The 20,725-nt window shown below is 71.8% G+C and carries 20 protein-coding genes; 12 read left to right on the forward strand and 8 right to left on the reverse strand.

The genetic code is table 11. The annotated features are described in order from the left end of the window. Positions 1-19: 19 nt before the first annotated feature. The 3 genes from ASE25_RS12675 to ASE25_RS12685 are packed head-to-tail and all read left to right on the forward strand — an operon-like array spanning position 20 to position 3,099. Complete coding sequence (locus ASE25_RS12675; protein ID WP_056774942.1) at positions 20-961, forward strand: LysR family transcriptional regulator ArgP; 942 nt, start codon at positions 20-22, stop codon at positions 959-961. 28 nt (positions 962-989) lie between these two features. Beyond that, positions 990-1,688 (forward strand): hypothetical protein, encoded by a 699-nt coding sequence (locus ASE25_RS12680; RefSeq protein ID WP_056825890.1) that lies wholly within the window; start codon positions 990-992, stop codon positions 1,686-1,688. A 34-nt stretch (positions 1,689-1,722) separates the two neighbouring features. Then, positions 1,723-3,099: a glutamate decarboxylase gene (locus tag ASE25_RS12685; RefSeq protein ID WP_056774937.1), complete on the forward strand. Its 1,377-nt coding sequence runs from the start codon at positions 1,723-1,725 to the stop codon at positions 3,097-3,099. 36 nt (positions 3,100-3,135) lie between these two features. On the opposite strand, the gene ASE25_RS12690 is transcribed toward ASE25_RS12685, so the two are convergent. Next, positions 3,136-3,516 (reverse strand): rhodanese-like domain-containing protein, encoded by a 381-nt coding sequence (locus ASE25_RS12690; protein ID WP_056774935.1) that lies wholly within the window; start codon positions 3,514-3,516, stop codon positions 3,136-3,138. Between the two features lie 192 nt (positions 3,517-3,708). Between ASE25_RS12690 and ASE25_RS12695 the strand changes: the two genes are divergently transcribed. The 3 genes from ASE25_RS12695 to ASE25_RS12705 all read left to right on the forward strand — a co-directional run bounded on the left by ASE25_RS12695 (position 3,709) and on the right by ASE25_RS12705 (position 7,162). After that, complete coding sequence (locus ASE25_RS12695) at positions 3,709-4,641, forward strand: DMT family transporter (RefSeq protein ID WP_235508672.1); 933 nt, start codon at positions 3,709-3,711, stop codon at positions 4,639-4,641. A gap of 124 nt (positions 4,642-4,765) precedes the next feature. Beyond that, positions 4,766-6,250 carry an HNH endonuclease signature motif containing protein gene (locus ASE25_RS12700; protein WP_056825892.1) on the forward strand — a complete coding sequence of 495 codons (1,485 nt, stop codon included), beginning with the start codon at positions 4,766-4,768 and terminating at the stop codon, positions 6,248-6,250. A 66-nt stretch (positions 6,251-6,316) separates the two neighbouring features. Continuing rightward, positions 6,317-7,162 carry a PHP domain-containing protein gene (locus ASE25_RS12705; protein WP_056825893.1) on the forward strand — a complete coding sequence of 282 codons (846 nt, stop codon included), beginning with the start codon at positions 6,317-6,319 and terminating at the stop codon, positions 7,160-7,162. A 29-nt stretch (positions 7,163-7,191) separates the two neighbouring features. On the opposite strand, the gene ASE25_RS22800 is transcribed toward ASE25_RS12705, so the two are convergent. Next, entirely contained in the window at positions 7,192-7,353 is a 162-nt protein-coding gene (locus ASE25_RS22800) for a hypothetical protein (RefSeq protein ID WP_156415519.1), read from the reverse strand. Between the two features lie 91 nt (positions 7,354-7,444). Between ASE25_RS22800 and ASE25_RS12710 the strand changes: the two genes are divergently transcribed. After that, positions 7,445-8,407 (forward strand): GlxA family transcriptional regulator, encoded by a 963-nt coding sequence (locus ASE25_RS12710; protein WP_056825895.1) that lies wholly within the window; start codon positions 7,445-7,447, stop codon positions 8,405-8,407. 101 nt (positions 8,408-8,508) lie between these two features. Then, positions 8,509-9,750, forward strand: a complete 1,242-nt coding sequence (locus ASE25_RS12715; protein WP_200959099.1) for a lipase family protein — start codon at positions 8,509-8,511, stop codon at positions 9,748-9,750. Positions 9,751-9,770: 20 nt separating this feature from the next. Here ASE25_RS12715 and ASE25_RS12720 read toward each other — a convergent pair whose 3' ends face one another. Genes ASE25_RS12720 through ASE25_RS12745 form a run of 6 tightly spaced genes read right to left on the reverse strand, consistent with a single transcriptional unit; the run spans position 9,771 to position 16,607 of the window. Next, a complete protein-coding gene (locus ASE25_RS12720) occupies positions 9,771-11,198 on the reverse strand; it encodes a tryptophan-rich sensory protein (RefSeq protein ID WP_056825897.1) in 1,428 nt (475 codons plus the stop codon). Between the two features lie 4 nt (positions 11,199-11,202). After that, a complete protein-coding gene (locus ASE25_RS12725) occupies positions 11,203-11,922 on the reverse strand; it encodes a CPBP family intramembrane glutamic endopeptidase (protein ID WP_056774914.1) in 720 nt (239 codons plus the stop codon). Between the two features lie 8 nt (positions 11,923-11,930). Continuing rightward, complete coding sequence (locus ASE25_RS12730; protein ID WP_056825898.1) at positions 11,931-13,298, reverse strand: deoxyribodipyrimidine photo-lyase; 1,368 nt, start codon at positions 13,296-13,298, stop codon at positions 11,931-11,933. Next, the gene (locus ASE25_RS12735) at positions 13,298-14,575 is read right to left on the reverse strand and encodes a cyclopropane-fatty-acyl-phospholipid synthase family protein (RefSeq protein ID WP_056825900.1); all 1,278 of its coding nucleotides are present in this window, start codon (positions 14,573-14,575) and stop codon (positions 13,298-13,300) included. The genes ASE25_RS12730 and ASE25_RS12735 overlap by 1 nt, the downstream gene beginning before the upstream one ends. Then, positions 14,572-15,327, reverse strand: coding sequence for a DUF1365 domain-containing protein (locus tag ASE25_RS12740; RefSeq protein WP_056774906.1), 756 nt, complete (start codon positions 15,325-15,327; stop codon positions 14,572-14,574). The genes ASE25_RS12735 and ASE25_RS12740 overlap by 4 nt, the downstream gene beginning before the upstream one ends. Further along, on the reverse strand, positions 15,324-16,607 hold the full coding sequence (locus tag ASE25_RS12745) for an NAD(P)/FAD-dependent oxidoreductase (RefSeq protein WP_056825901.1): 1,284 nt from the start codon (positions 16,605-16,607) through the stop codon (positions 15,324-15,326). Before ASE25_RS12745 ends, ASE25_RS12740 begins: the two co-directional genes overlap by 4 nt. Before the next feature lie 157 nt (positions 16,608-16,764). Here ASE25_RS12745 and ASE25_RS12750 point away from each other — a divergent pair, with 157 nt between their 5' ends. From ASE25_RS12750 to ASE25_RS12765, 4 genes are read left to right on the forward strand one after another with little or no spacing between them, the layout of a single operon-like run. Further along, a complete protein-coding gene (locus tag ASE25_RS12750; RefSeq protein WP_056774899.1) occupies positions 16,765-17,220 on the forward strand; it encodes an SRPBCC family protein in 456 nt (151 codons plus the stop codon). Positions 17,221-17,223: 3 nt separating this feature from the next. Continuing rightward, positions 17,224-18,159 (forward strand): MerR family transcriptional regulator, encoded by a 936-nt coding sequence (locus ASE25_RS12755; protein WP_056774896.1) that lies wholly within the window; start codon positions 17,224-17,226, stop codon positions 18,157-18,159. A gap of 2 nt (positions 18,160-18,161) precedes the next feature. Next, on the forward strand, positions 18,162-18,902 hold the full coding sequence (locus tag ASE25_RS12760) for a cobalt-precorrin-6A reductase (protein WP_056825902.1): 741 nt from the start codon (positions 18,162-18,164) through the stop codon (positions 18,900-18,902). A 29-nt stretch (positions 18,903-18,931) separates the two neighbouring features. Then, positions 18,932-20,716, forward strand: a complete 1,785-nt coding sequence (locus ASE25_RS12765; RefSeq protein WP_157623422.1) for a SulP family inorganic anion transporter — start codon at positions 18,932-18,934, stop codon at positions 20,714-20,716. Positions 20,717-20,725 lie beyond the last annotated feature (9 nt).

The raw sequence follows: 20,725 nt of genomic DNA on the forward strand, positions 1-20,725 counted from the left end.
GCATCATTAGCATGGCTTCATGCGGCTCCAGCCCGAGCACCTCGCGACCCTGCTCGCCATCATCGACACCGGCACCTTCGACGCGGCGGCCCGACGGCTCCACGTGACACCGTCGGCCGTGAGCCAGCGGGTCAAGGCGCTCGAGGCCGAGGTCGGCCAGGTCGTGGTCGTGCGCAGCACCCCGTGTCGCGCCACGAGCGCGGGCGAGGCGCTCGTCCGGCTCGCCCGGCAGCAGGGACTGCTCGAGTCGGAGGCGCTTGCGGGGCTTGTCGCCGACGGCCGGTCCCGGGTCGACCTGCCGATCGTCGTCAACGCGGACTCGATGTCGACGTGGTTCGGTGCGGTGCTGACCGAGGCTGCCGCCTGGGACGACGTCGTGCTGCGCCTGAGGGTCGAGGACCAGGACCACTCGGCTCGGCTGCTCCGGTCGGGTGAGGTGCTCGGCGCCGTGACGTCCGACCCGACGCCGGTCCAGGGCTGCTCGACCGAGCCTCTCGTCACGATGCGCTACCTGCCAGCGGCAGCGCCACAGCTCGTGGACCGTCATCGGGTCGGCCGTGGGATCGACTGGGCCGCAATGCCGCTCGTGCGTTTCAACGACAAGGACGACATCCAGCAGCGCATCCTCGACCGGCGCGGCGTGGACGTCGCGCCGCCGACGCACGAGGTGCCCGACGGTGGTGGCTTCGTGACGGCGGTCCGCTCCGGGCTCGGCTGGGGTGCGCTCCTGACAACGCAGCTCGGGCCGTTGCTCGACGCTGGTGAGCTCGTGCGACTCGGGTCGCGCGACCACGTCGACGTCCAGCTCTACTGGCAGCGGTGGCGGCTGCCCTCGGCGCACCTCGACCGGCTGAGCGACACGGTCCGACGCGAGTCGGCGCGTGGCGGGATCCATCCGGATGGCGGCAGTCACCCGCAAGGGGTGAGCCGCGGCGACCAGGGCCGCTCGATAGTGGAGTGATCGACCCGTCGACGGGAGCGAGCCGAGGATGAGGGTACGACCAGAACGCCTGAACGCGGCGATCGCCTGGCTCTTCATGGCCGGCTCGGCGTGCTTCGTGCTGGGCTCGGTGCCTGCCTACCTGAATGCCGTCGGGGGATGGGTCGATGGCGTCACCTACGTCGTCGGCTCGGTCTTCTTCACCAGCGCTTCGTCCTGCCAGCTCGTGCAGGCGCAGAACCCCTCGACGACCGCCGTCGACGAGGTCACCCAGCACCAGCCGGTCCAGGCGCGTCTGTGGTGCTGGCTGCCGCACGACCTCAACTGGCTGGCCGCGGCCGTGCAAGTCCCCGGCACGCTGTTCTTCAACGTCAGCACCGTCGCCGCCGTGACCCACAACGCGACGGCCGCCGAGTCCGATCGCTACGTGTGGCGGCCGGACCTCTACGGGTCGGTGCTCTTCCTCGTGGCGAGCGCCTGCGCCGTGCTCGCGGTCTCGAGCCGCTTCCTCAGCGTCCAGCCCCGGTCGTTCCCGTGGCGGATCGCATGGCTCAACATGCTCGGCTCGGTGTTCTTCATGGCCTCCGCGATCGCCAGCTTCGTCGTTCCGAGCACGGACCAGGTGCTGAGCACGCGGATCGCCGTGGCCGGGACCTTCTGGGGCGCCGTGTGCTTCCTCGTCGGCGCCGCACTCCTGCTCCCGGCCTGGCGGCGTGCCGTCGCGACCGTCACGCCCGCGAGTCCCTAGACACCACCCCTCCGTCCGACTCAAGGAGAAGCGCATGTCCACACCGTCCGAGATCAACGCCATAGCAGCGCTCTACGGCAACCGCTTCGTCACCGAGGAGGTGCCCAGCCGCGAGTTCCCGGTCACGGGGATGAGCGCGGTCGACGCCAGGCGCCTGGTGGCCGAAGACCTCGCCCTCGAAGGGGATCCGGGGCGCAACCTCGCGACCTTCGTCACCACGTGGATGGAGCCGGAGGCGCAGCAGATCATCGCGGAGAACCTGCACCGCAACTTCATCGACCACGCGGAGTACCCGCGCACGGCCGAGATCGAGCAGCGCTGCATCCGGATGCTCGCCGACCTGTTCCACGCCCCGGGCGAGACCACGGGAGCGCGGACGCAGGGCTCGTCCGAGGCGATCATGCTCGGCGGTCTGTCGCTGAAGTGGAACTGGCGCACCCGTCGCCAGGCCGCGGGCAGCTCGACGGAGCGTCCGAACCTGGTCTTCGGCGGCGACGTGCACGTCGTGTGGGAGAAGTTCTGTCGCTATTTCGACGTCGAGGCGCGGATCGTCCCGCTTCAGCGCGGGAAGTACACCATCGGCCCGGAGGACGTCGCCCCGCACGTGGACGAGAACACCATCGGAGTCGCGGCCGTCCTCGGCACGACCTTCACCGGCCACAAGGACGACATCGTCGGCATCAACGACCTGCTCGTGCAGATGAAGCAGGAGCGTGACCTCGACGTGCCGTTACACATCGACGGGGCCAGTGGTGGCTTCGTGTGGCCGTTCCTCTACCCGGACTCGCCCTGGGACTTCCGGCTCGAGCAGGTGCGCTCGATCAACGTCTCGGGGCACAAGTTCGGCCTGGTCTATCCGGGCATCGGCTGGTTGATCTTCCGGGAGGTCGCCGACCTGGCGCCCGACCTGGTCTTCAAGGAGAACTACCTCGGCAAGACCGACTCGACCTTCACCCTGAACTTCTCGACGGGGTCGGCGATGGTCCTGGCGCAGTACTACAACCTCGTGCGCTACGGACGTGAGGGCTACACCTACATCATGCGCAACATGCAGGCGAATGCTCGGATGCTCGGCGACAAGCTCGAGGCGATGGGCCGCTTCGAGCTGATCGGCCGGGAGGAGGAGCAGCTCCCGCTCGTCGCCTTCATGCTGTCCGGTGACCACGGGTACGACGAGTTCGACATCGCCTGGCAGCTGTCTGCCGAGCGCGGTTGGATGGTGCCCGCCTACACGCTGCCACCCGACGCCCAGGACGTCACCATCATGCGCGCGCTGGTCAAGGAGACGATGAGCCGCGAGCACGTCGACACCCTGGCCCGCGACATCGAGGAGGCCTGCACGACGCTGGCGGCGAAGGGTGCGGCACACGAGTCGGAGCGAGCCAAGATGGTCAGCGGCCCGGGCCACTGAACGACTGCTGCGCCCTCGACCGTCCTCGGTCCTGGCCTACTCGGCGGAGGCGTGCCACGCCCGCCACGCGGCATACCCCCCGATGACGTCGGTGGCGCGGTGGATGCCGAGGTCCTGGAGCGCGGCGGCCGCCAGGCTGGAGGTGTAGCCCTCCTGGCAGAGGACGATCACCTCGAGGTCGTGGCTCGCGACCGGCAGCGACGCGTCGCTCGAGGGGTCGAGACGCCACTCGAGGACGTTGCGCTCGATCACCGTCACGAAGGGCAGCTCACCCTCGGCCGCACGCTGGGCGGCAGGGCGGATGTCGACGACGAGCGCGCCGTCCGCACGTGCCGTCTCCGCCTGTTCGGGCGTGAGCCGGTGGAGGCGACCGCGAGCCTCGGCGAGGACCTCGTCGATGGTGCGGGGTCGGGACATGGTCAGGCCTCTCGGGACGGGCAGTGGCAGGTCGGCCAGCCTTGCGCTGGGGGCACGTCCACCGTGCCACACGGCGGGCGTCGACGCGTGTGCGACCTGACGCCTGACACCCGTCCGTGGTGGCGGGATGTGGGGGACATCTGACCGGAAAACCGGCGGCGCTCTGTCGGTGTCGACGCCTACGGTCGTCGAGTGACCGTGGACTCCCGCACTGCATCCCAGGCCCCGCCCAGCGCTCGCCGTGCGAGGTGGCTCGTCCTGGCTGCCGTGGCCGTGACGCTCCTCCTCTGGGCGTCCGCGTTCGTCGCGATCCGCCACCTCGGCCGAGACGTGCCGCCGGGCGCACTGTCGCTCGGGCGGCTGCTCGTCGCGTCGGTCGCCCTCGGGGTCCTCGTCTTCCGACGGCCGCGGACCTGGCCGGCCCGCCGCGACTGGCCCCTGCTGCTGCTCTGCGGCGTCGGCTGGTTCGGCATCTACAACCTCGCCCTCAACGAGGCCGAGCGGCGCATCGACGCCGGCACCTCCGCGCTCATCGTGCAGATCGGGCCGATCATCGTCGCGCTCCTCGCCACGGTCTTCCTCGGCGAGAAGATGACGCGTTGGCTGCTCATCGGCATGGCCGTCGGCTTCGCGGGTGTCGTCGTCATCGCGCGCGGCTTCTCCTCCGGTGACTCCGGCGACATGGTGGGCGTGTGGCTCGCCGTCCTGGCTGCGGTGACGTATGCCGTGGGCGTCCTCGCGCAGAAGCCGCTCCTCGGGCGGTTGCCGGGTCCCGAGGTCACCTGGCTCGCCTGCATCATCGGCGCCATCGTGTGCCTGCCGTGGAGCGGCGAGCTCGTCACCGTGGTGCGTGACAGCGACCCGAGCACCTTGTGGTGGATCGCCTACCTCGGCCTCTTCCCGACCGCCATCGCCTTCTCGACGTGGGCCTACGTGCTGGCGCGCAGCGATGCCGGCACGCTGACCCTGACGACGTTCCTCGTGCCGTTCATCGCGACACTCATCGCCTGGGCGCTGCTCTCCGAGGTGCCGCCGCCCCTGACCTTCGTCGGCGGGGCGTTGTGCATCGCCGGTGTCCTGCTCACGCGGCGCAAGCCACGAGTGGCTCCGACCGCGGAGGAGTGAGTGCGCTCCGATCCCTTTGCGACGCAACGGGATCGGTGGACTCACAGTGTGGACAGACCTTCACAATCTATCGAACATGTGTTCCAATAGAGGGGTCGGCGACCCGGGTGGGAGGAGTGAGTTCGTGCCATTCCTCGACACCGGGCGTCCGGCGCCCGACGCGACTGACGGTGGCAGCAGCCTCGACCCCCGCGTGGTCTGGCTGGTCGGTCAGGCGAAGGCCCGCGCCGATCGGGCGCAGGAGCGCAGCTCGTCCCTCACGTTGGCCGACGAGGCCGACGAGGTGCTCACGCAGATCGAGCGCCTCGAGGTCCAGAAGGCTCGCCTCGAGGGTCGTATCGTCGACGCGTATGCCGCGCTGCACTCCGTCGAGGAGCAGCAGCTCGCCCGGTGGACGACGAGCTCGCCCGTGCCGATCACGGCCGACCAGGTCGCCGCGCAGGAGATCGCCTGGGCGACCGGGGTGGGCGCGACCGAGGTCGCCCGTCGGCTCGAGCTCGCGACAGCACCCCGGCGTCATCGGGTGCTGCGTGAGCGGCTGCGGGCCGGTGCTGTCAGTCTCCAGCGAGCCCTGCGCGTCGTCGTCGAGACGCGGGCGCTCGCCGACGACGTCCTCCCCGACCTCGAGGCCACGGTGCTCGCGCCGGCTCCGGACGGCGCGGTCGCCTCTCAACGCCTCTTCGCCACACGGTTGCAGCGGTGCGTCCGCTCGGCCGAGTCCCGCGCCGCCGAGGAGCGCCGCCGGTCCTCTCATCTGCGTCGCACGGCGTACGGCCGCCTCGTCGAGGACGGTATGGGGACGTTCACCGTCGTCGCGCCGGCCGAGCGGGTCGTCGGTGTGCTCGACCGGGTCGATGCCCTGGCTCGGGCCGCCCGCGCGGGTGGCGACGACCGCAGCCTCGACCAGCTGCGCAGCGACCTGCTCTGCGACCTCGCCCTCTTCGGCGTCGTCCCGTCCGGCATCGGCGGACCTGCCGGCGCCGGTGCCGGTGGCGGTCTTGGTGGCGGTCTCGAGGAAGAGCTCTCGTGTGCGGGCCTGCTGTCCGACGCGGCGCCCGCGGCCGTCCGCATCGTCGTCCCGTTCGAGGTCGCCGTCGGGATGTCCGACGCTGCGTGCGAGCTGCCCGGCCACGGCTGGGTCACCGCCGCCCACGCCCGCCAGATCATGACCGCACCGGGCTCGGTGTGGCAGCGCCTCGCCGTCGACGTCGACACCGGCCGCGCCCTCGAGCTCTCCACCGACTGCTACCGCCCGACCGCCGCGATGGTCGAGCACGTGCGGGCCGTCGACGGCGTCTGCCGGGCACCCGGGTGCCAGGTGCCGGCCGACCGGTGCGATCTCGACCACGTCGTCCCGTGGCCGGCCGGCCCCACCCACGTCTCCAACTCCGAGTCCCTGAGCCGGGGCTGCCACAACGGCAAGACCGCCGGAGTCTGGCAGGTCGAGTGGGTCGACGACGACGGCATCTCCTGGTCCTCGCTCGCCGGTCGCGACTACATCACCTATCCCAAGGACTGGCGAGAAGCCCTCCGCGACCCGGGCTCGGGTCCACCGCCTCGATCCCCTTCAGCAGGAGCCGAGACTGCCGACGATCCGCCACCCTTCTGACCGCTGGGCCGGCTGGTGTGCGGCTTCGGCGGCGCCAATGGCGGCGGGTGGGCCTAGCGTGGCCGGATGACGCTTCCGGCGGACAGTCATGTGCACAGCGAGTGGTCGTGGGACGCCGCGCACGGGTCGATGGACCGCACGTGCGCGCGGGCGCTCGAGCTGGGCCTGCCGGCCGTCGCGTTCACCGAGCACGTCGACCACACCGTCTGGTCGCTCGACCGCTCGCACCTCGTCGAGGATGCGCACCTGCTGACCTTCACGTCGCCCGATGGCCTGGTGACCCCCGGCCCGTTCGACGCCGCCGGCTACCTCGAGGCGATCGCGGAGTGCCGGGAGCGCCACCCCGGCCTGCGCATCCTCAGCGGGCTCGAGCTCGGCGAGCCGCACCTGCACCCCGAGGCCGTCGCGCGGGTGCTCGCGGCCGGCCCGTTCGACCGGGTGCTCGGCTCCCTGCACTGTCTGCCGGACGGCGACGGCTGGACCGAGCCCGGCGAGCTCTTCGGCCGCAGGCCCGCCGTGGACATCGTCCGCAGCTACCTGCGCGACGTCGCAGCCATGGTCGCGGCCGACGACACGTTCGAGGTCCTCGCCCACATCGACTACCCCGTCCGCTCCTGGGACGAGGCCGCGGACGGCCCCTTCGACCCGGCGGAGTTCGACGTCGAATTCCGCCAGACGCTCGAGGCCGTCGCGGAGGCCGGCAAGGTGCTCGAGATCAACACCGTGCTGCCGCTGCACCCGACGGTCGTCCGCTGGTGGCACGACGTCGGCGGTGGCGCGGTGAGCTTCGGCAGTGACGCGCACGAGCCCGTGTCGCTCGCCCGTCGGTTCCGCGACGCCCGGCACCTCGCCGAGGCCTGTGGCTTCCGACCGGGTCGCGATCCGCACGACCTCTGGCCGCGCATCGACTGACGGCCGCCAGACGGCGGGGTCCAGGTGGGTCAGCGGGTGACGGGCACGTCGTGCAGGACGCGCTCGATGTCGCGGTCGACCTCGGCGTCGGCGCCGAAGGGAGCGCGCGGCAGCGAGAACGTCCGGCGGTGGTGCGGCTCGAGGGCCGCGACGATGGCGATGATCATGACGAAGAAGAAGATGATGTCCATGGCAGAAAGTCTGCGCTCATCATGATCCCGCCACGAGTGGCAGAACTGTCGATGATCGACAAGATCCTGCCAAACATGCCATGCTGGCCGGATGCTGCGCACCATCGCCGTCATCGCCCAGGAGCCTGTGGCCATGTTCGAGCTCGGCGTCCTCTGCGAGGTCTTCGGCATCGACCGCACCGACGACGGGGTCCCGGCCTTCGACTTCCGGGTCTGCTCGTCGCGTCCCGGCGAGGTTCTGCGCACGACGAGCGGCATGAGCATCGTCGCGCCCTTCCCGCTCGAGGCGGCCCGCGGTGCCGACCTCGTCGCCATCCCCGGTGGAGCGGTCGACGGTCCCTACGACCCGGACGTCCTCGACATCCTCCGCCACACAGCGGCGAACGGCGGTCGCGTGCTCTCCGTCTGCTCGGGCGCCTTCCAGCTCGCCGCCGCCGGCCTGCTCGACGGTCGTGAGTGCACGACCCACTGGAGGTATGCCGCCCGGCTGGCCGACGAGCACCCCCGCGCCTGCGTTGACCTCGACGTCCTCTACGTCGAGGACGGCCCGGTCCTGACGAGCGCCGGCACGGCTGCCGGCATCGACGCGTGCCTGCACATCGTGCGCACCGAGCTCGGCTCGGAGGTGGCGACCCGCATCGCGCGCCGCATGGTCGTCCCGCCGCACCGCTCCGGTGGGCAGCGCCAGTTCGTCGAGACGCCCGTCCCGTCCGAGCCGTGCGAGGGTCTCCAGGACGTCATGGAGTGGGTCGCCGAGCGCCTCGACGAGGAGCACTCGATCCCCTCGCTCGCCAGGCGGGCGGCCATGTCGGAACGCACCTTCGCGCGCCGCTTCACCGCCGAGGTCGGCACGACCCCGCACAAGTGGGTGACGAGCCAGCGGGTGCTCCGGGCCCGCCACCTGCTCGAGTCGACGGACCTCGACGTCGAGCGGATCGCCCGCGAGAGCGGCTTCGCCACTGCGGCGGTGCTGCGCCACCACTTCCAACGGGAGATCGGCATCCCGCCCGTCGCCTACCGACGCGCCTTCACGAAGCAGCCCGCCTCGGCCTGACCCTGCGCCGCAGCTTCAGCGCGACAGGCATGGTTACCGTCAGTAAGTTGCTGGCCAGTGGACGCCACCGACGTCGTCCTGCCGCCTGAGGGGAAGCCGCCGTGCCTCGTTCGACCCACCGCTCGTCCCGCACCCGCACCCGCACCCGTCGCGTCGTCGGCGTCGTGGTGCTCGCGATCGCCGCGGCCGTCATGTCGCCGGTCACGACAGCCCGGGCCTCCGGCTTCTACGACCCTCCCACGCCCGTCACCGGAGCACCCGGCACGGTGCTCAAGACCGAGCCGATGACCTTCTATCTCGACCCGCTCAAGGCCGTCCCCTCGACCGCGCGCGCCACTCGGGTCATGTATGCCAGCCGCGACCGCAGCGGTGCGCCGATCGCCGTGACGGGCACCGTCCTCGTGCCGCCGGTCCCGTGGTTCGGTCCGGGCCAGCGCCCCCTCATCGGCTACGCCGCGGGCACCCAGGGCATGGGTGACCAGTGCGCCCCGAGCCGTCAGCTCGCGGCCGGCTCGGAGTACGAAGGTGCCTTCGTCTCCGGCCTGCTGACCCGCGGCTATGCGGTCGCCATGACCGACTACCAGGGCCTCGGCACACCCGGCACCCACACCTACATGGTCCGCGAGGCCCAGGCGTACGCCGTCCTTGACATGGTGCGCGCCGCCCAGCGCCTCCCCGGCACCGGGCTGCCGAGCGGCGGCCCGGTCATGCTGGCCGGTTACAGCCAGGGCGGCGGTGCGAGTGCCGCAGCCGTGGAGCTCGCGCCCACGTATGCCCCAGAGCTGAGGCTCGAGGGTGCGGTCGCCGGCGCCGTCCCCGCCGAGCTCGGTGCCGTCGCCGACCACCTCGACGGCAGCCTCTACTCCGCCTTCGCGCTCTACGCCGTCGCCGGCCAGTCCGCCGCCTACGGCCTCGACCTCGACGGCTTCCTCAACGCCCGGGGCGCCTCGGTCGTCGCCGCCGTCAAGGGCGAGTGCGTCGGCGAGTCGATCGCGCTGCACGCGTTCACCCGCTCGAGCGACCTGACGAAGGACGGCCGCACGCTGACCGAGCTCGCCGCGGCCGAGCCCTTCCGATCGATCATCGCCGAGCAGCGCATCGGTCGGCTCAAGCCCGCCGTCCCGGTGCTCGTGACGCACTCCGTCCTCGACGACGTCATCCCGTATGCCGTCGGGCGCGGTCTCGCGCACGACTGGTGCACCCGCGGCGCCAACGTGGCCTTCTCGCCCAACATCACACCGACGCACGTCGGCGGGGCGGTGCCGTCGTTCGCCAAGCAGTACGCCTTCCTCGAGGCGCGCGTCGCCGGGCTCCCCGAGGTCTCCGACTGCTGGTGGCTCTGAGCCGGTCCGACCGACCGGGCTCAGCGGTTGCGGCGCGCGATCGCCGTCGAGAGCGCGGTCGCGAAGCCGCACCACACGGCATACGGCGACAGGGCGATGCCCGCGCCCTTGCTCACGGTGCCGGCGCGGCGGGCGAGGTCCGCCGCGCTCGCCGTGAGCAGCGCCGCCTCCGCGGCCGCCACCCACGGCTTGCGCACGCGCCAGAAGAGCACGCTCCAGGCCGTGTTGAGGGCCAGGTTGGTCCCGAAGGCCTTGAGGTAGGCGTTGCGACCCTCGGTGTCACCGGCCTTGTCGTACGCGTTGAGCGCCGTCGCGGACGTCGCCGCGATGTCGGCGTAGAGCGCGGTCCACACCAGGGGGAAGGCGAGCGTCGGGGGCTGCCAGTCCGGCAGGTCGAGAGAGCGGTACCAGCGTGAGTCGGGCTGCGTCGCAAGCGAACCCGCAACGGCACTCGCCACCGTCGCGGCGCTCGTCAGGGCGAGGTTGCGCATCGCCGTGTCGGGCTTGGCCGTGCGCATCGCCGACCGGACGGCCGTGTCGAAGTCGATGAAGCCCCCGGGCACGTCGACGTGCTCCCGGATGTCGTCCTCCTTGGCGACGACCTCGTGGACGAGGCTGCCGACGAGCGGCTTGGCCAGGCCCGCCGAGATCGGGGTGACGAGCCCGACCCAGTGGCTCGCCAGGCGCGGCGTCAGCACCGGCACGGTCACGACGACCGGGCGGCGCCGGTCCGTCGCGTCGGAGAAACGGGCGATCATCTCGCGGTAGGTCAGCACCTCGGGACCCCCGATGTCGAAGGGGCGGTTGACCTCGGGGGGCAGGCTGCCGGCGCCCACGAGGAGCGTCACGACGTCGTCGATGGCGATCGGCTGGATCTTGTTGTCGAGCCACTTCGGAGCGACCATCGCCGGCAGGCGGGTCGTGAGGTAGCGCAGCATGTCGAAGGACGCCGACCCGTCACCGAGCACGACGGCGGCCTGGAGCACCGCCGTCGGCACGCCCGAGTCGAGCAGGATCCGCCCGACCTCGACGCGCGAGGCGAGGTGCGGCGAGAGCACCTCGTCATCGGGGTGCAGGCCGCCGAGGTAGACGATGCGCGAGACCCCGGCCTCCTTCGCCGCCTCCGAGAAGATCGTCGCCGCCTCGCGGTCGCGCTCCTGGAAGTCGGGCTGGTCGTCCATGGAGTGCACGAGGTACCACGCGGCGTCGACGTCCTCGAGCGCGCGGCGCATGTCGTCGGCCGACGCGACGTCACCCTCGGCGACCTCGACCCGGTCGACCCACGGCTTGTCGTCCATCGAGGCGCGGCGGCGGGTCAGCACCCGCACCGCCCAGCCCTCGTCGAGCAGCCGCGGCACGACCTGCCCGCCGACGTATCCGGAGGCGCCCGTGACGAGGGCGCGGCGCGGAGTGCCGTCGGTCGTGGTGGGGTTCGGGGCAGGGTTCATGCGGTCACCTGGTCAGCTCGAGGGCGGGTGGGAGGAGCAGGAGCATCCCCGTCGACCACACGACGTGCGTGATGATCGGCCCGAGGAAGCCGCCGGTGACGCGGCGCTGCAGGGCGGTCACGAGACCGATGACGGCAGCCGCCAGGACGAGCAGCGGGATGCCGCTGCCGACGGTGGTCAGGGCGTAGAGCAGGGTCGTCAGGGTCACCTGGTGGCGGGGGAGGGCGGCGTAGAGGGCGCCGCGGAAGTAGAGCTCCTCGACGACGCCGTTGACGAAGGTGATGGCGAGCACCGCCGTGAAGGCCCCGAACCGAGCGTGGTCGAGCAGCTGGTCGACCGGCTCGCGCAGCACGGGGATGCGGGCGACGACGAGCGCGCCGACGAGGAAGAGGACGAGGAGCAGCACGCCGAGCACGAGGGACTGCACGATCGGCCGGGCCTTCTCGCCGCGACGCGTGTGCCCCATGCCCGCGTGCAGCGGGCCCGAGAGCAGCGCGCCGACGAGCCACACCGCCGCCAGGGCGAGCGTCGCGACGTAGAAGAGCGGGTCGCCCGGGGTGATCCGCAGCGCCCACGCCAGCACCGCGGTGCCCACGACGAAGGTGAGCGCGACGACGACCTGGCGGCGCCGGAAGACGTCGTCGGGGTCGCGGTGGTCGCGGTCCACCTTCTCGATGAGCGCGGCGTTGACGAACGCACGCAGCTCGGTCACGGGGCCCCGCATCTCGTCTCCTAGCCTCGGGCGCGCTCGTAGCGGGCCAGGGTCTCCTTGCGCTCCTCATCATGGTCGACGACGCGCTGGGGATACTCATGGTCGTACCCGTTGTCGTGCTTCCACGGCTCGTGAGCCGCGCCACCCGGCAGGTGGGCGAGCTCCGGAACCCAGCGCCGGACGTACTCCCCGTCGGGGTCGAACTTCTTCCCCTGCGTCACGGGGTTGAAGACGCGGAAGTACGGCGACGCGTCGGTGCCCGTCCCGGCGACCCACTGCCACCCGTGGTTGTTGGAGGCGATGTCGCCGTCGACGAGGTGGTCGAGGAAGTGCTGTGCCCCGACCGGCCACCAGACGTGGAGGTCCTTGGTGAGGAAGCTCGCCGTGATCATCCTGACGCGGTTGTGCATCCAGCCCTCCGCGAGCAGCTGGCGCATGCCGGCGTCGACGACGGGGTAGCCGGTGCGCCCCTCGCGCCACACGTCGACGAGCCGGTCGGTCTCGGCGCCCGAGTCGTAGGGCAGCTTCGCGAGCTCGGGCCGCAGGTCGTGCCACGCCGAGTCCGGGTGGTGCCACAGCACGTCGGCGTAGAACTCGCGCCAGATCAGCTCGGTGACGTAGGTGCTCGCCGCCTGCGACCGCCCGGCCGAGTGCGCCGCGATGTCGGCGAGCATCGTGCGGGGGTGGATCTCGCCGTACTTGAGCGGCGCCGACAGCCGACTCGTCGTGTCGAGGTCGGGACGGTCGCGTTCCTTGTCGTATGCCGTGAGCCCGTCGTGGAGGAAGCTCTCCCACCGCTTGAGCGCGGCGGCCTCGCCGGCCTCGAGCCGGGACAGATCGGGCACCTCGGGCAGCGGGTCGCTGTGGACGTCCTCGCGCAGCCACGGGATGCGCTTGGGGCGGGCTGCCGGAGCCGGCCGCCCGTGCTCGTGCCATGCCTTGGAGAAGGGCGTGAAGACCTTGTACGGCGAGCCCGCCTGGTTGACGATGCGACCCGGCCCGACGGCATAGGGCGTCCCTGTGGCGACGAGCTCGCGCCCGTCCTCGGCGAGGGCCTTCTCGACGGCGTCGTCGCGTCGGCGGCCGTAGGGCGTCGTCTCCCGCGACACGTGCACCTGCGTCGCCCCGACCTCGGCGGCGAGCGCGGGGATGACGTCGACGGGGTCACCGCGCCGGACGACGAGCGCCCCCCGGGTGTCCTTCGACAGCGATGCGAGGGAGGCGAGCAGTCGCCGGGTGCGGGGCGTGTCGGTCTCGAGCAGGCGCGGGTCGAGGACGAAGACCGGCAGCACGTGCGAGGCCGCGTCGACCGCCGCGAGCAGCGCCGGGTGGTCGTTCAGCCGCAGGTCGCGGCGGAACCACAGGATCGACGTCGTCGACGGAGCCATCACGAGGCCGCGGCCGCGGCGCCCTCCCGCTCGAAGCGCACCTGGGCCACGTCGAGGTAGCCGGTCGCGAATCCCGCCTCGCAGTAGGCGAGGTAGAACTCCCACTTGCGGCGGAAGGTCTCATCGAAGCCCAGTGCGTGCACCTCGGGCCAGCGGGCGAGGAAGGTCTCGCGCCAGCGCCGCAGGGTCTCGGCGTAGTCGGCGCCGAACGCCTCGACGGCCGACATGCGCAGCGTCGTCGCGGCGTCGGTCGTCTCGCTCATCGCCTGGAGGCTCGGGATGAGCCCGCCGGGGAAGATGTGCTTCTGGATCCAGCCGTAGGAGTGCTTCGTCGCCATGAGCCGCTCGTGCGACATGAGGATCGCCTGGACGGCCGCGATGCCGCCCGGGGCGAGGCGCTCGTCGATGGTGCGGAAGTAGGTCTCCCAGTACTCCTCGCCGACGGCCTCGATCATCTCGACGCTGACGACGGCGTCGTAGACGCCCTCGACCTCGCGGTAGTCCTGGATGCGGATGTCGACGGTGTCGGTGAACCCGGCATCGGCGACGCGCTGCCGGGCGAGCGCCGCCTGCTCCTTGGAGAGGGTGACGCTCGTGACCGTGGCGCCGCGCCGCGCCGCCTCGAGGGCGAGCGTGCCCCAGCCGGTGCCGATCTCGAGCACGCGGCTGTCCTGGCCGACCTTGGCCATGTCGAGGATCGCGTGGACCTTGCGCAGCTGGGCCTCCTCGAAGGACTGCGTGCGCAGCGGCTCGTCCTCGTCGAAGATCGCCGAGCTGTAGCTCATCGTCTCGTCGAGGAAGGTCGCGAAGAGGTCGTTGGACAGGTCGTAGTGCGCCTCGATGTTGCGGCGCGAGCCAAGCAGCGAGTTGTTCTGGATGCTCGGGATGCGGCGGTCGACGAAGCCGCGCAGCCGCAGCCACCCCCCGGGGACGGCCGTCGTCATGCGCTCGGCGAAGGGCATGAGCAGCTCGGCGAGGTCGGTGCCCTCGGCGGCCTTCCAGTCCCCGGCCATGTAGGCCTCGCCGATCCCGATCTTGGGGTGGTGCGCGAGCCGCTCGAAGACGGCGGTCGGACGCACGATCTCGAGCCCCGGCCGGTCGGTCCGACGCGTGCCGCCACCGAGCAGCGAGCCGTCCGGCATGACGACGTCGACCGGCACGCGCTTGGCGACCTGGGCGAGGATGCTGCGGGCCAGGCGGGCGCGCACGCACAGGACGCGCAGGGTGGGGCGGCGCAGGCACAGCGGCTGGGCCATGGTCGGGGACTGGGCGGTCATCGGACGGCCTCCTTGGGGTGTCGGGGGCGGGGCATGACGGGCAGACGGCGCAACCACAGACGGATGCCGTGTACCCGGATGAGGGTCGTCACTCTCTGCGTGATGAGGCCGTGACGTCGGACGAGGCGGAGCAGCGCCCGGGTCGTGGCCGGCTCCGGGGTGCCGCGGGTGACGGCGGTCATGATCCGCTCGCCGTCGCGGTCGAGGGCCACTGTCACGCTCACGGCGCCGGGCTCGAGGACGAGGCGGACGGCATACTCCCCGCGGGTGTCGTTGAAGGGGGAGACGTAGAAGGCCTTGCCGACGGTCGCCGTGCCGTCGTCGTGCACGTCGAGGAGGTAGGCGTGGCGCTCGCCGTACGTGTTGTGCACCTCGAAGACGACGGCGAGGAGGGAGCCGTCGGGCCGCAGGCACCAGAAGACCGACAAAGGGTCGAAGGTGTGGCCGAGCACCCGCGCGTTGGCGAGCATGAGGACACGGTCCTCGGCGGCCAGCGACACATCGCGCGCCGCGAGGAAGCGCTCGACGTCGCCGCGGATGCCGCCGCCGAGCCGACCCCCGTCGAGGTGGTCGCGCACGTCGAAGCGCGCGAGCAGCCTTGCGGGCCAGGGGAGCCGGGGAAGATGGTCGACGTCGACGAGCCACTGGTAGTGGCCGTAGGTGAAACTGTGGTGCAGCGGGGTGCGGCGCGAGTGGGCCACGGTGCCGTCGACGAGCGCGGGCACCTCGGGCGGTGTCAGGACGGCCGTCACCAGCGCACCCCGAAGGACTCGGCGGCTTCCACGCCGGAGCGGCACCCGTCCTCGTGGAAACCCCAGCCGAGGTGTGCGCCGGCGAAGGCCAGGCGGTCGCCGCCGCCCTCGCGCAGGTGCGACGCGGCCTCGACGGCCTCACGCGTGAAGATCGGGTGGTCGTAGGACATCCGCGCCGTCACGAGCGACTCGTCGATGCTGCCGGCCGGGTTGAGCGTCACGACGTGGTCGTCGGCGTCGGTGATGCCCTGGAGGCGGTTCATCCAGTAGCTGACGGTGACGTCGGGGGCCGGGGCGTCACACGCGTGCATGCGGTAGTTCCAGGAGGCCTTGGCCTGGCGCGGCTTCGGCAGGACCGAGGAGTCGCGGTGCAGCCAGGTCTCGTTGCGGGAGTAGCGGATCGCCGAGAGGTCACGCTTCTCGTCGGGCGTCGCGTCGGCGAGCAGGTCGAGGGCCTGGTCTGCGTGCGTGGCGATGACGGCGCGGTCGAACGTCGCCGTCCGGCCGTCGCGCACGAGCACGTCCACGCCGTCGTCGTGCCTCGTCACGGCGGTCACCGGGCTCTCCTTGCGCACGTCGGGCAGGCGCTCGACGAGCCGGTCGACGTAGGTCGCCGACCCGCCGGTGACGGTGCGCCACGTGGGCGACCCCGTCACCGTCAGCATCCCGTGGTGGTCGAGGAACCGGAAGAGATGACGCGCCGGGTAGGACGACGCGTCGAGGTCGCCGCACGACCAGACGCAGGCCACGAGCGGGATCGCGAAGTGGCGCACGAAGTAGTCGGAGAAGCCCTCGACGGCGAGGAACTCGCCCCACGTCGGGTCCTGCGAGTCATCGGCGAGCAGGGCGCGCGCTGCCGCGTGGAAGCGCGGGACGTCGCGGAGCATGCGGATGAAGCGGGGGTCGGCGAGGCGGCGCTTCTGGGCGAACATCCCCTTGGGACCGCGTCCACCGGCATACGACAGGCCGCACCCCTCGCACGTGATGCTCATGCTCATCTCGGTCGGCTGGGTCGGCACGTCGAGCTCGCTGAAGAGGCGGAGCAGGTGCGGGTAGGTCTTCTCGTTGTGCACGATGAAGCCGCTGTCGATGCGCAGGCTGCCGTCGCGCCCGGGGACGTCATGGGTGTGCGCGTGCCCGCCGAGGCGGGTGTCGCTCTCGTAGAGGGTCACGTCGTGCGTCGCGCTGAGGACGTGGGCGGCGGTCAGGCCGGACACGCCCGCGCCGATGACGGCTGCGGTCGGTCTGGTCGACGGTGTGGGTCGGTTCGGTCGAGTCACCGAGGCCTCCTGGCTGATGTGGTCCCGTGTGGTTCGGCGCGGAGCCCCGACCGGATGGTTCGACGGTTTTGAGTGATGGCGGTCGCGTCGTGCGTTGTCCATCCTTCGTCCACACCGTAGAGTGGCTGTTCAAGGTCTGTCAAAGGTTGGAGAAGGCATGGAGATCGAGCGCAGCGTCACGGTGGCACACCCGGTCGACCGCGTCTTCGCCTACCTCAGCGACTTCACGAACACCACGGAATGGGACCCCGGGACCGTCCGCACCGAGCGCGTCTCGGGCGACGGCGGCCTCGGCACCCGCTACCACAACGTGTCGAAGTTCCTCGGCCGTGAGACCGAGCTCGACTACATGGTCATCGAGCACGTCCCCGACGAGCGGTTCGCGCTGCGGGGCGAGAACGCGACGGTCGTCGCCAAGGACACGATGACCTTCGTGCGCACCGTGACGGGCTCGGGAGCAGCCTCGAGCGAGGGCACGACGGTGACCTACCGGGCGGACTTCGAGTTCAAGGGCATCGCCAAGCTCGCCGCACCGTTGCTCGCGCCGGCCTTCAAGAAGCTCGGCGACGAGGCCGAGCAGGGCATGCGAGACGCGTTGAGCAGGCTGGGGTAGCGGATGTACACCATCAAGCGTGCCGCGGAGCTGACCGGGATCAGCGTCGCCACCCTGCGCGCCTGGGAGCGCCGCTACGGCGTCGTCAGCCCGCAGCGCTCCGACGGCGGCTACCGCCTCTACGGCCCCGAGGACGTCCGCGCCCTCGCGATCATGAACTCCCTCGTCAACGAGGGCTGGTCGGCCCGTGAGGCCGCCGCCGAGACGACCCGGCGGCTCTCGAGCCGCGACCCCGCCGGTCGAGAGGCACCCTTCGGTCGCGCCGACCGCGAGGGCCGCGGCGGCCGCGTCGCACCGCTGCGCCCAGGTGGGCGCTACCAGTCCGAGGACGCCGAGGCGTTCGTCCGTGCGGCCGAGCGGCTCGACTCCGCGTCCGCGTCGGCGGTGCTCGATGCGCGCTTCGCGCTCGGCACCTTCGAGCACGTCGTCGACGACTGGCTCATGCCGACCCTCCAGCTCGTCGGTGAGGAGTGGGCGCACGGCCGGCTCACCGTCGCCGGTGAGCACCTCGTGTCGTATGCCGTCCAGCGCCGTCTCGCGGCCGCCTATGAAGCCGCGTCTGGCCGGGTCGACGGCCCGACCCTCCTCATCGGCCTGCCGCCCGGTGCCCGTCACGAGCTCGGCCTGCTGGCCTTCGCCGTGGCCGCGCGTCGGGCCGGCTTCGCGACGGTCTACGTCGGCGCCGACCTGCCCGTCGAGGACTGGCTGCGCGCCATCGAGGCGCGGGGGGCCACCGGCATGGTCATGGCCGTGCCGCGCGACATCGACATCACCGCGGCGCAGGAGATCGTCGACACCGTGGCCCGCGTCCACCCGGAGGTCGTCATCGGGCTCGGCGGCAGCCAGCAGAACGAGATCAACGGACCCTGCGTGCACCTCGGCCACTCGATCACCGTCGCGGTGGGCGAGATGACGCGCCGCCTGCGCATCCCCGCCTGACCGTGCGCGTCCTCGTCCTCGGGGGCACGGGGGAGGCGCGGGACCTCGCAGGTCGCCTCGTCGAGCGCGGCGACGCCGTCGTGTCGAGCCTCGCGGGCCGGGTCAGCGCGCCGGCCCTGCCGGTCGGCGAGGTGCGCACCGGCGGCTTCGGCGGTGTCGACGGCCTCGCCGACCACCTCGTGGCGCACGGCTACGACGTCGTCGTCGACGCGACCCACCCGTTCGCCGCGCAGATCACGGGCAACGCCGTCGCCGCCTGCGGCCGGGTCGGCGTGCCGCTCGTCCGACTCCAGCGACCGGGGTGGTCGCGCCACCCGCTCGCCGGGGCGTTCACCTGGGTCGACGACGTCGAGGCCGCGCGGGTCGCGGCCGAGGCCCTCGGGGTCCGGCCGTTCCTCACGACCGGGCGCCAGCAGCTCGAGACCTTCGCCGCGTGGGACGACCGCTACGTCCTGGCGCGTGTCGTCGACCCGCCCGACTGGGACGTGCCCTCCTCCTGGGAGGTGCTGCGGGCGCGCGGGCCCTACCCCTACGCCGCCGAGCGCGAGCTCCTCGAGAGCCGGGCCGTCGACGTACTCCTCACCAAGGACTCCGGCGGCGCCCTGACAGAGGCCAAGCTCGGTGCCGCCCACGACCTCGGCGTGCCCGTCGTCGTCGTGCGACGACCGCCGGTGCCCGGCGGCGTGGCCGTCGTCGAGTCGGTGGGGGAGGCCCTCGGCGCGATCGACGCGAAACGGGCCTGACGGCATACGACCTCGCGTACGTTCGAGAGGTGACGGCGGACCTGCAGCAGCGGGCGCGGTGGGAGCGGCTGCTCCCGGGTGTGGCGGTGCTGCGCCGCTACGACAAGGTGTGGTTGCGCGGCGACGTGCTCGGCGGCATCACGGTCGCCGCCTACCTCGTGCCCCAGGTGCTCGCCTACGCCGAGGTGGCCGGGCTTCCCGCGGTCAGCGGGCTGTGGGCCGTCGGGCCGGGACTGCTCGTCTACGCGGTGCTCGGGTCGTCGCGACAGCTGTCCGTCGGGCCCGAGTCGACGACCGCGCTCATGACGGCTGCCGGCGTGGGTGCGCTCGTGACGGCCGGCGGGGGCATGGCGATGCGCCAGGAGATGGCTGCGCTCCTCGCGATCGCCGTCGGGCTCATCTGCCTCGTCGGCTTCGTGACGCGGCTCGGCTTCCTCTCCGACCTGCTGTCGAAGCCGGTGCTCGTCGGCTACATGGCCGGCATCGCGGCACTCATGATCGTCAGCCAGATCGGCAAGGTGACCGGGCTCCACGTCGAGGGCGACTCCTTCCTCCAGGAGGTGAGGTATGCCGTCACGCACCTCGGCGACGTCCAGGTGCCGACGGTGCTGCTGTCGCTGGGCGTGCTCGTCGTGCTCTTCGCCTTCCAGCGCTTCGCGCCGCTCTGGCCGGGGCCGCTCATCGCGATGCTCGGGGCGACGGTGGTCGCCGCCGTCCTCGACCTCGCCGACCGTTTCGGGATCACGCTCGTCGGCCCCGTGCCGGAGGGGCTCCCGTCCTTCTCGCTGCCAAACGTGTCCGACGTCGACGTGTGGGCCCTGCTGCCTGCGGCCCTGGGCGTCGCGGTCGTCGCCTACTCGGACAACGTGCTGACCGGGCGGGCCTTCGCCGGTCGCCACCGCGAGACCATCGACAGCGACCAGGAGTTCCTGGCCCTCGGCGGCGCCAACGTCGCGACCGGCCTGCTGCAGGGCTTCCCGATCAGCTCGAGCGGCAGCCGCACCGTCATCGCCGACTCGATGGGGGCACGCACCCAGCTGCACTCCCTCGTCTCGCTCGTCCTCGTCATCGCGACCCTGCTCTGGCTCGGGCCGGTCATCGCGGCCTTCCCCACCGCGGCGCTCGGCGCCGTCGTCGTCTACGCCGCGATCCGCCTCGTCGACATCGCCGAGATGCGGCGCATCGGCGCGTTCCGGCGCAGCGAGCTCGTGCTGGCGCTCGCGACGACCGCCGCCGTGCTCCTCTTCGGGGTGCTGCCCGGCATCGGGGCGGCGATCGCGCTCTCGGTGCTCGACCTGCTGCGCCGCATCGTCCACCCGCACGACGGGGTCCTCGGCTACGTGCCCGACGTCGCGGGCATGCACGACGTCGACGACCACCCGGACGCCGTGCAGGTGCCCGGACTCGTCGTCTACCGCTACGACTCGCCCCTCTTCTTCGCCAACTCCGACGACTTCGTCAGCCGTGCCCTCAAGGTCGTCGACGAGGCGACCCGCCACGCACGGGTCGAGTGGTTCCTGCTCAACGCCGAGGCCAACACCGAGGTCGACCTCACGGCGGTCGACGCGCTCGAGACGCTGCGCTCGACGCTCTCGGACCGGGAGATCCGCTTCGCCATGGCCCGGGTCAAGGAGGACATGCGGCTCTCGCTCGAGGCGGGTGGCTTCATCGACAAGGTCGGGACGGACCTCATCTTCCCGACGCTGCCGACCGCCGTGGCCGCGTATGCCGCGTGGTACGAGCGCGAGCACGGCTCTGGTCCGCCCGGGCTCCGGATCCCACCCGTGCCGGTCCAGCCCGAGCCCGACGCCTAGCCTGGCCGG

Origin of the sequence: Terrabacter sp. Root85, assembly GCF_001429185.1 — a bacterium.
GTDB lineage: Bacteria > Actinomycetota > Actinomycetes > Actinomycetales > Dermatophilaceae > Terrabacter.

What these genes read in the sequence shown, in the direction of transcription:
- ASE25_RS12680 (WP_056825890.1), top strand. Translation starts at nt 990, where the DNA reads ATGAGGGTACGACCAGAACGCCTGAACGCGGCGATCGCCTGGCTCTTC.
- ASE25_RS12735 (WP_056825900.1), bottom strand. Translation starts at nt 14,575, where the DNA reads ATGACCGCCCAGTCCCCGACCATGGCCCAGCCGCTGTGCCTGCGCCGC.
- ASE25_RS12750 (WP_056774899.1), top strand. Translation starts at nt 16,765, where the DNA reads ATGGAGATCGAGCGCAGCGTCACGGTGGCACACCCGGTCGACCGCGTC.
- ASE25_RS12730 (WP_056825898.1), bottom strand. Translation starts at nt 13,298, where the DNA reads ATGGCTCCGTCGACGACGTCGATCCTGTGGTTCCGCCGCGACCTGCGG.
- ASE25_RS12690 (WP_056774935.1), bottom strand. Translation starts at nt 3,516, where the DNA reads ATGTCCCGACCCCGCACCATCGACGAGGTCCTCGCCGAGGCTCGCGGT.
- ASE25_RS12710 (WP_056825895.1), top strand. Translation starts at nt 7,445, where the DNA reads ATGCTGCGCACCATCGCCGTCATCGCCCAGGAGCCTGTGGCCATGTTC.
- ASE25_RS12755 (WP_056774896.1), top strand. Translation starts at nt 17,224, where the DNA reads ATGTACACCATCAAGCGTGCCGCGGAGCTGACCGGGATCAGCGTCGCC.
- ASE25_RS22800 (WP_156415519.1), bottom strand. Translation starts at nt 7,353, where the DNA reads ATGGACATCATCTTCTTCTTCGTCATGATCATCGCCATCGTCGCGGCC.
- ASE25_RS12725 (WP_056774914.1), bottom strand. Translation starts at nt 11,922, where the DNA reads ATGCGGGGCCCCGTGACCGAGCTGCGTGCGTTCGTCAACGCCGCGCTC.
- ASE25_RS12675 (WP_056774942.1), top strand. Translation starts at nt 20, where the DNA reads ATGCGGCTCCAGCCCGAGCACCTCGCGACCCTGCTCGCCATCATCGAC.
- ASE25_RS12705 (WP_056825893.1), top strand. Translation starts at nt 6,317, where the DNA reads ATGACGCTTCCGGCGGACAGTCATGTGCACAGCGAGTGGTCGTGGGAC.
- ASE25_RS12720 (WP_056825897.1), bottom strand. Translation starts at nt 11,198, where the DNA reads ATGAACCCTGCCCCGAACCCCACCACGACCGACGGCACTCCGCGCCGC.
- ASE25_RS12685 (WP_056774937.1), top strand. Translation starts at nt 1,723, where the DNA reads ATGTCCACACCGTCCGAGATCAACGCCATAGCAGCGCTCTACGGCAAC.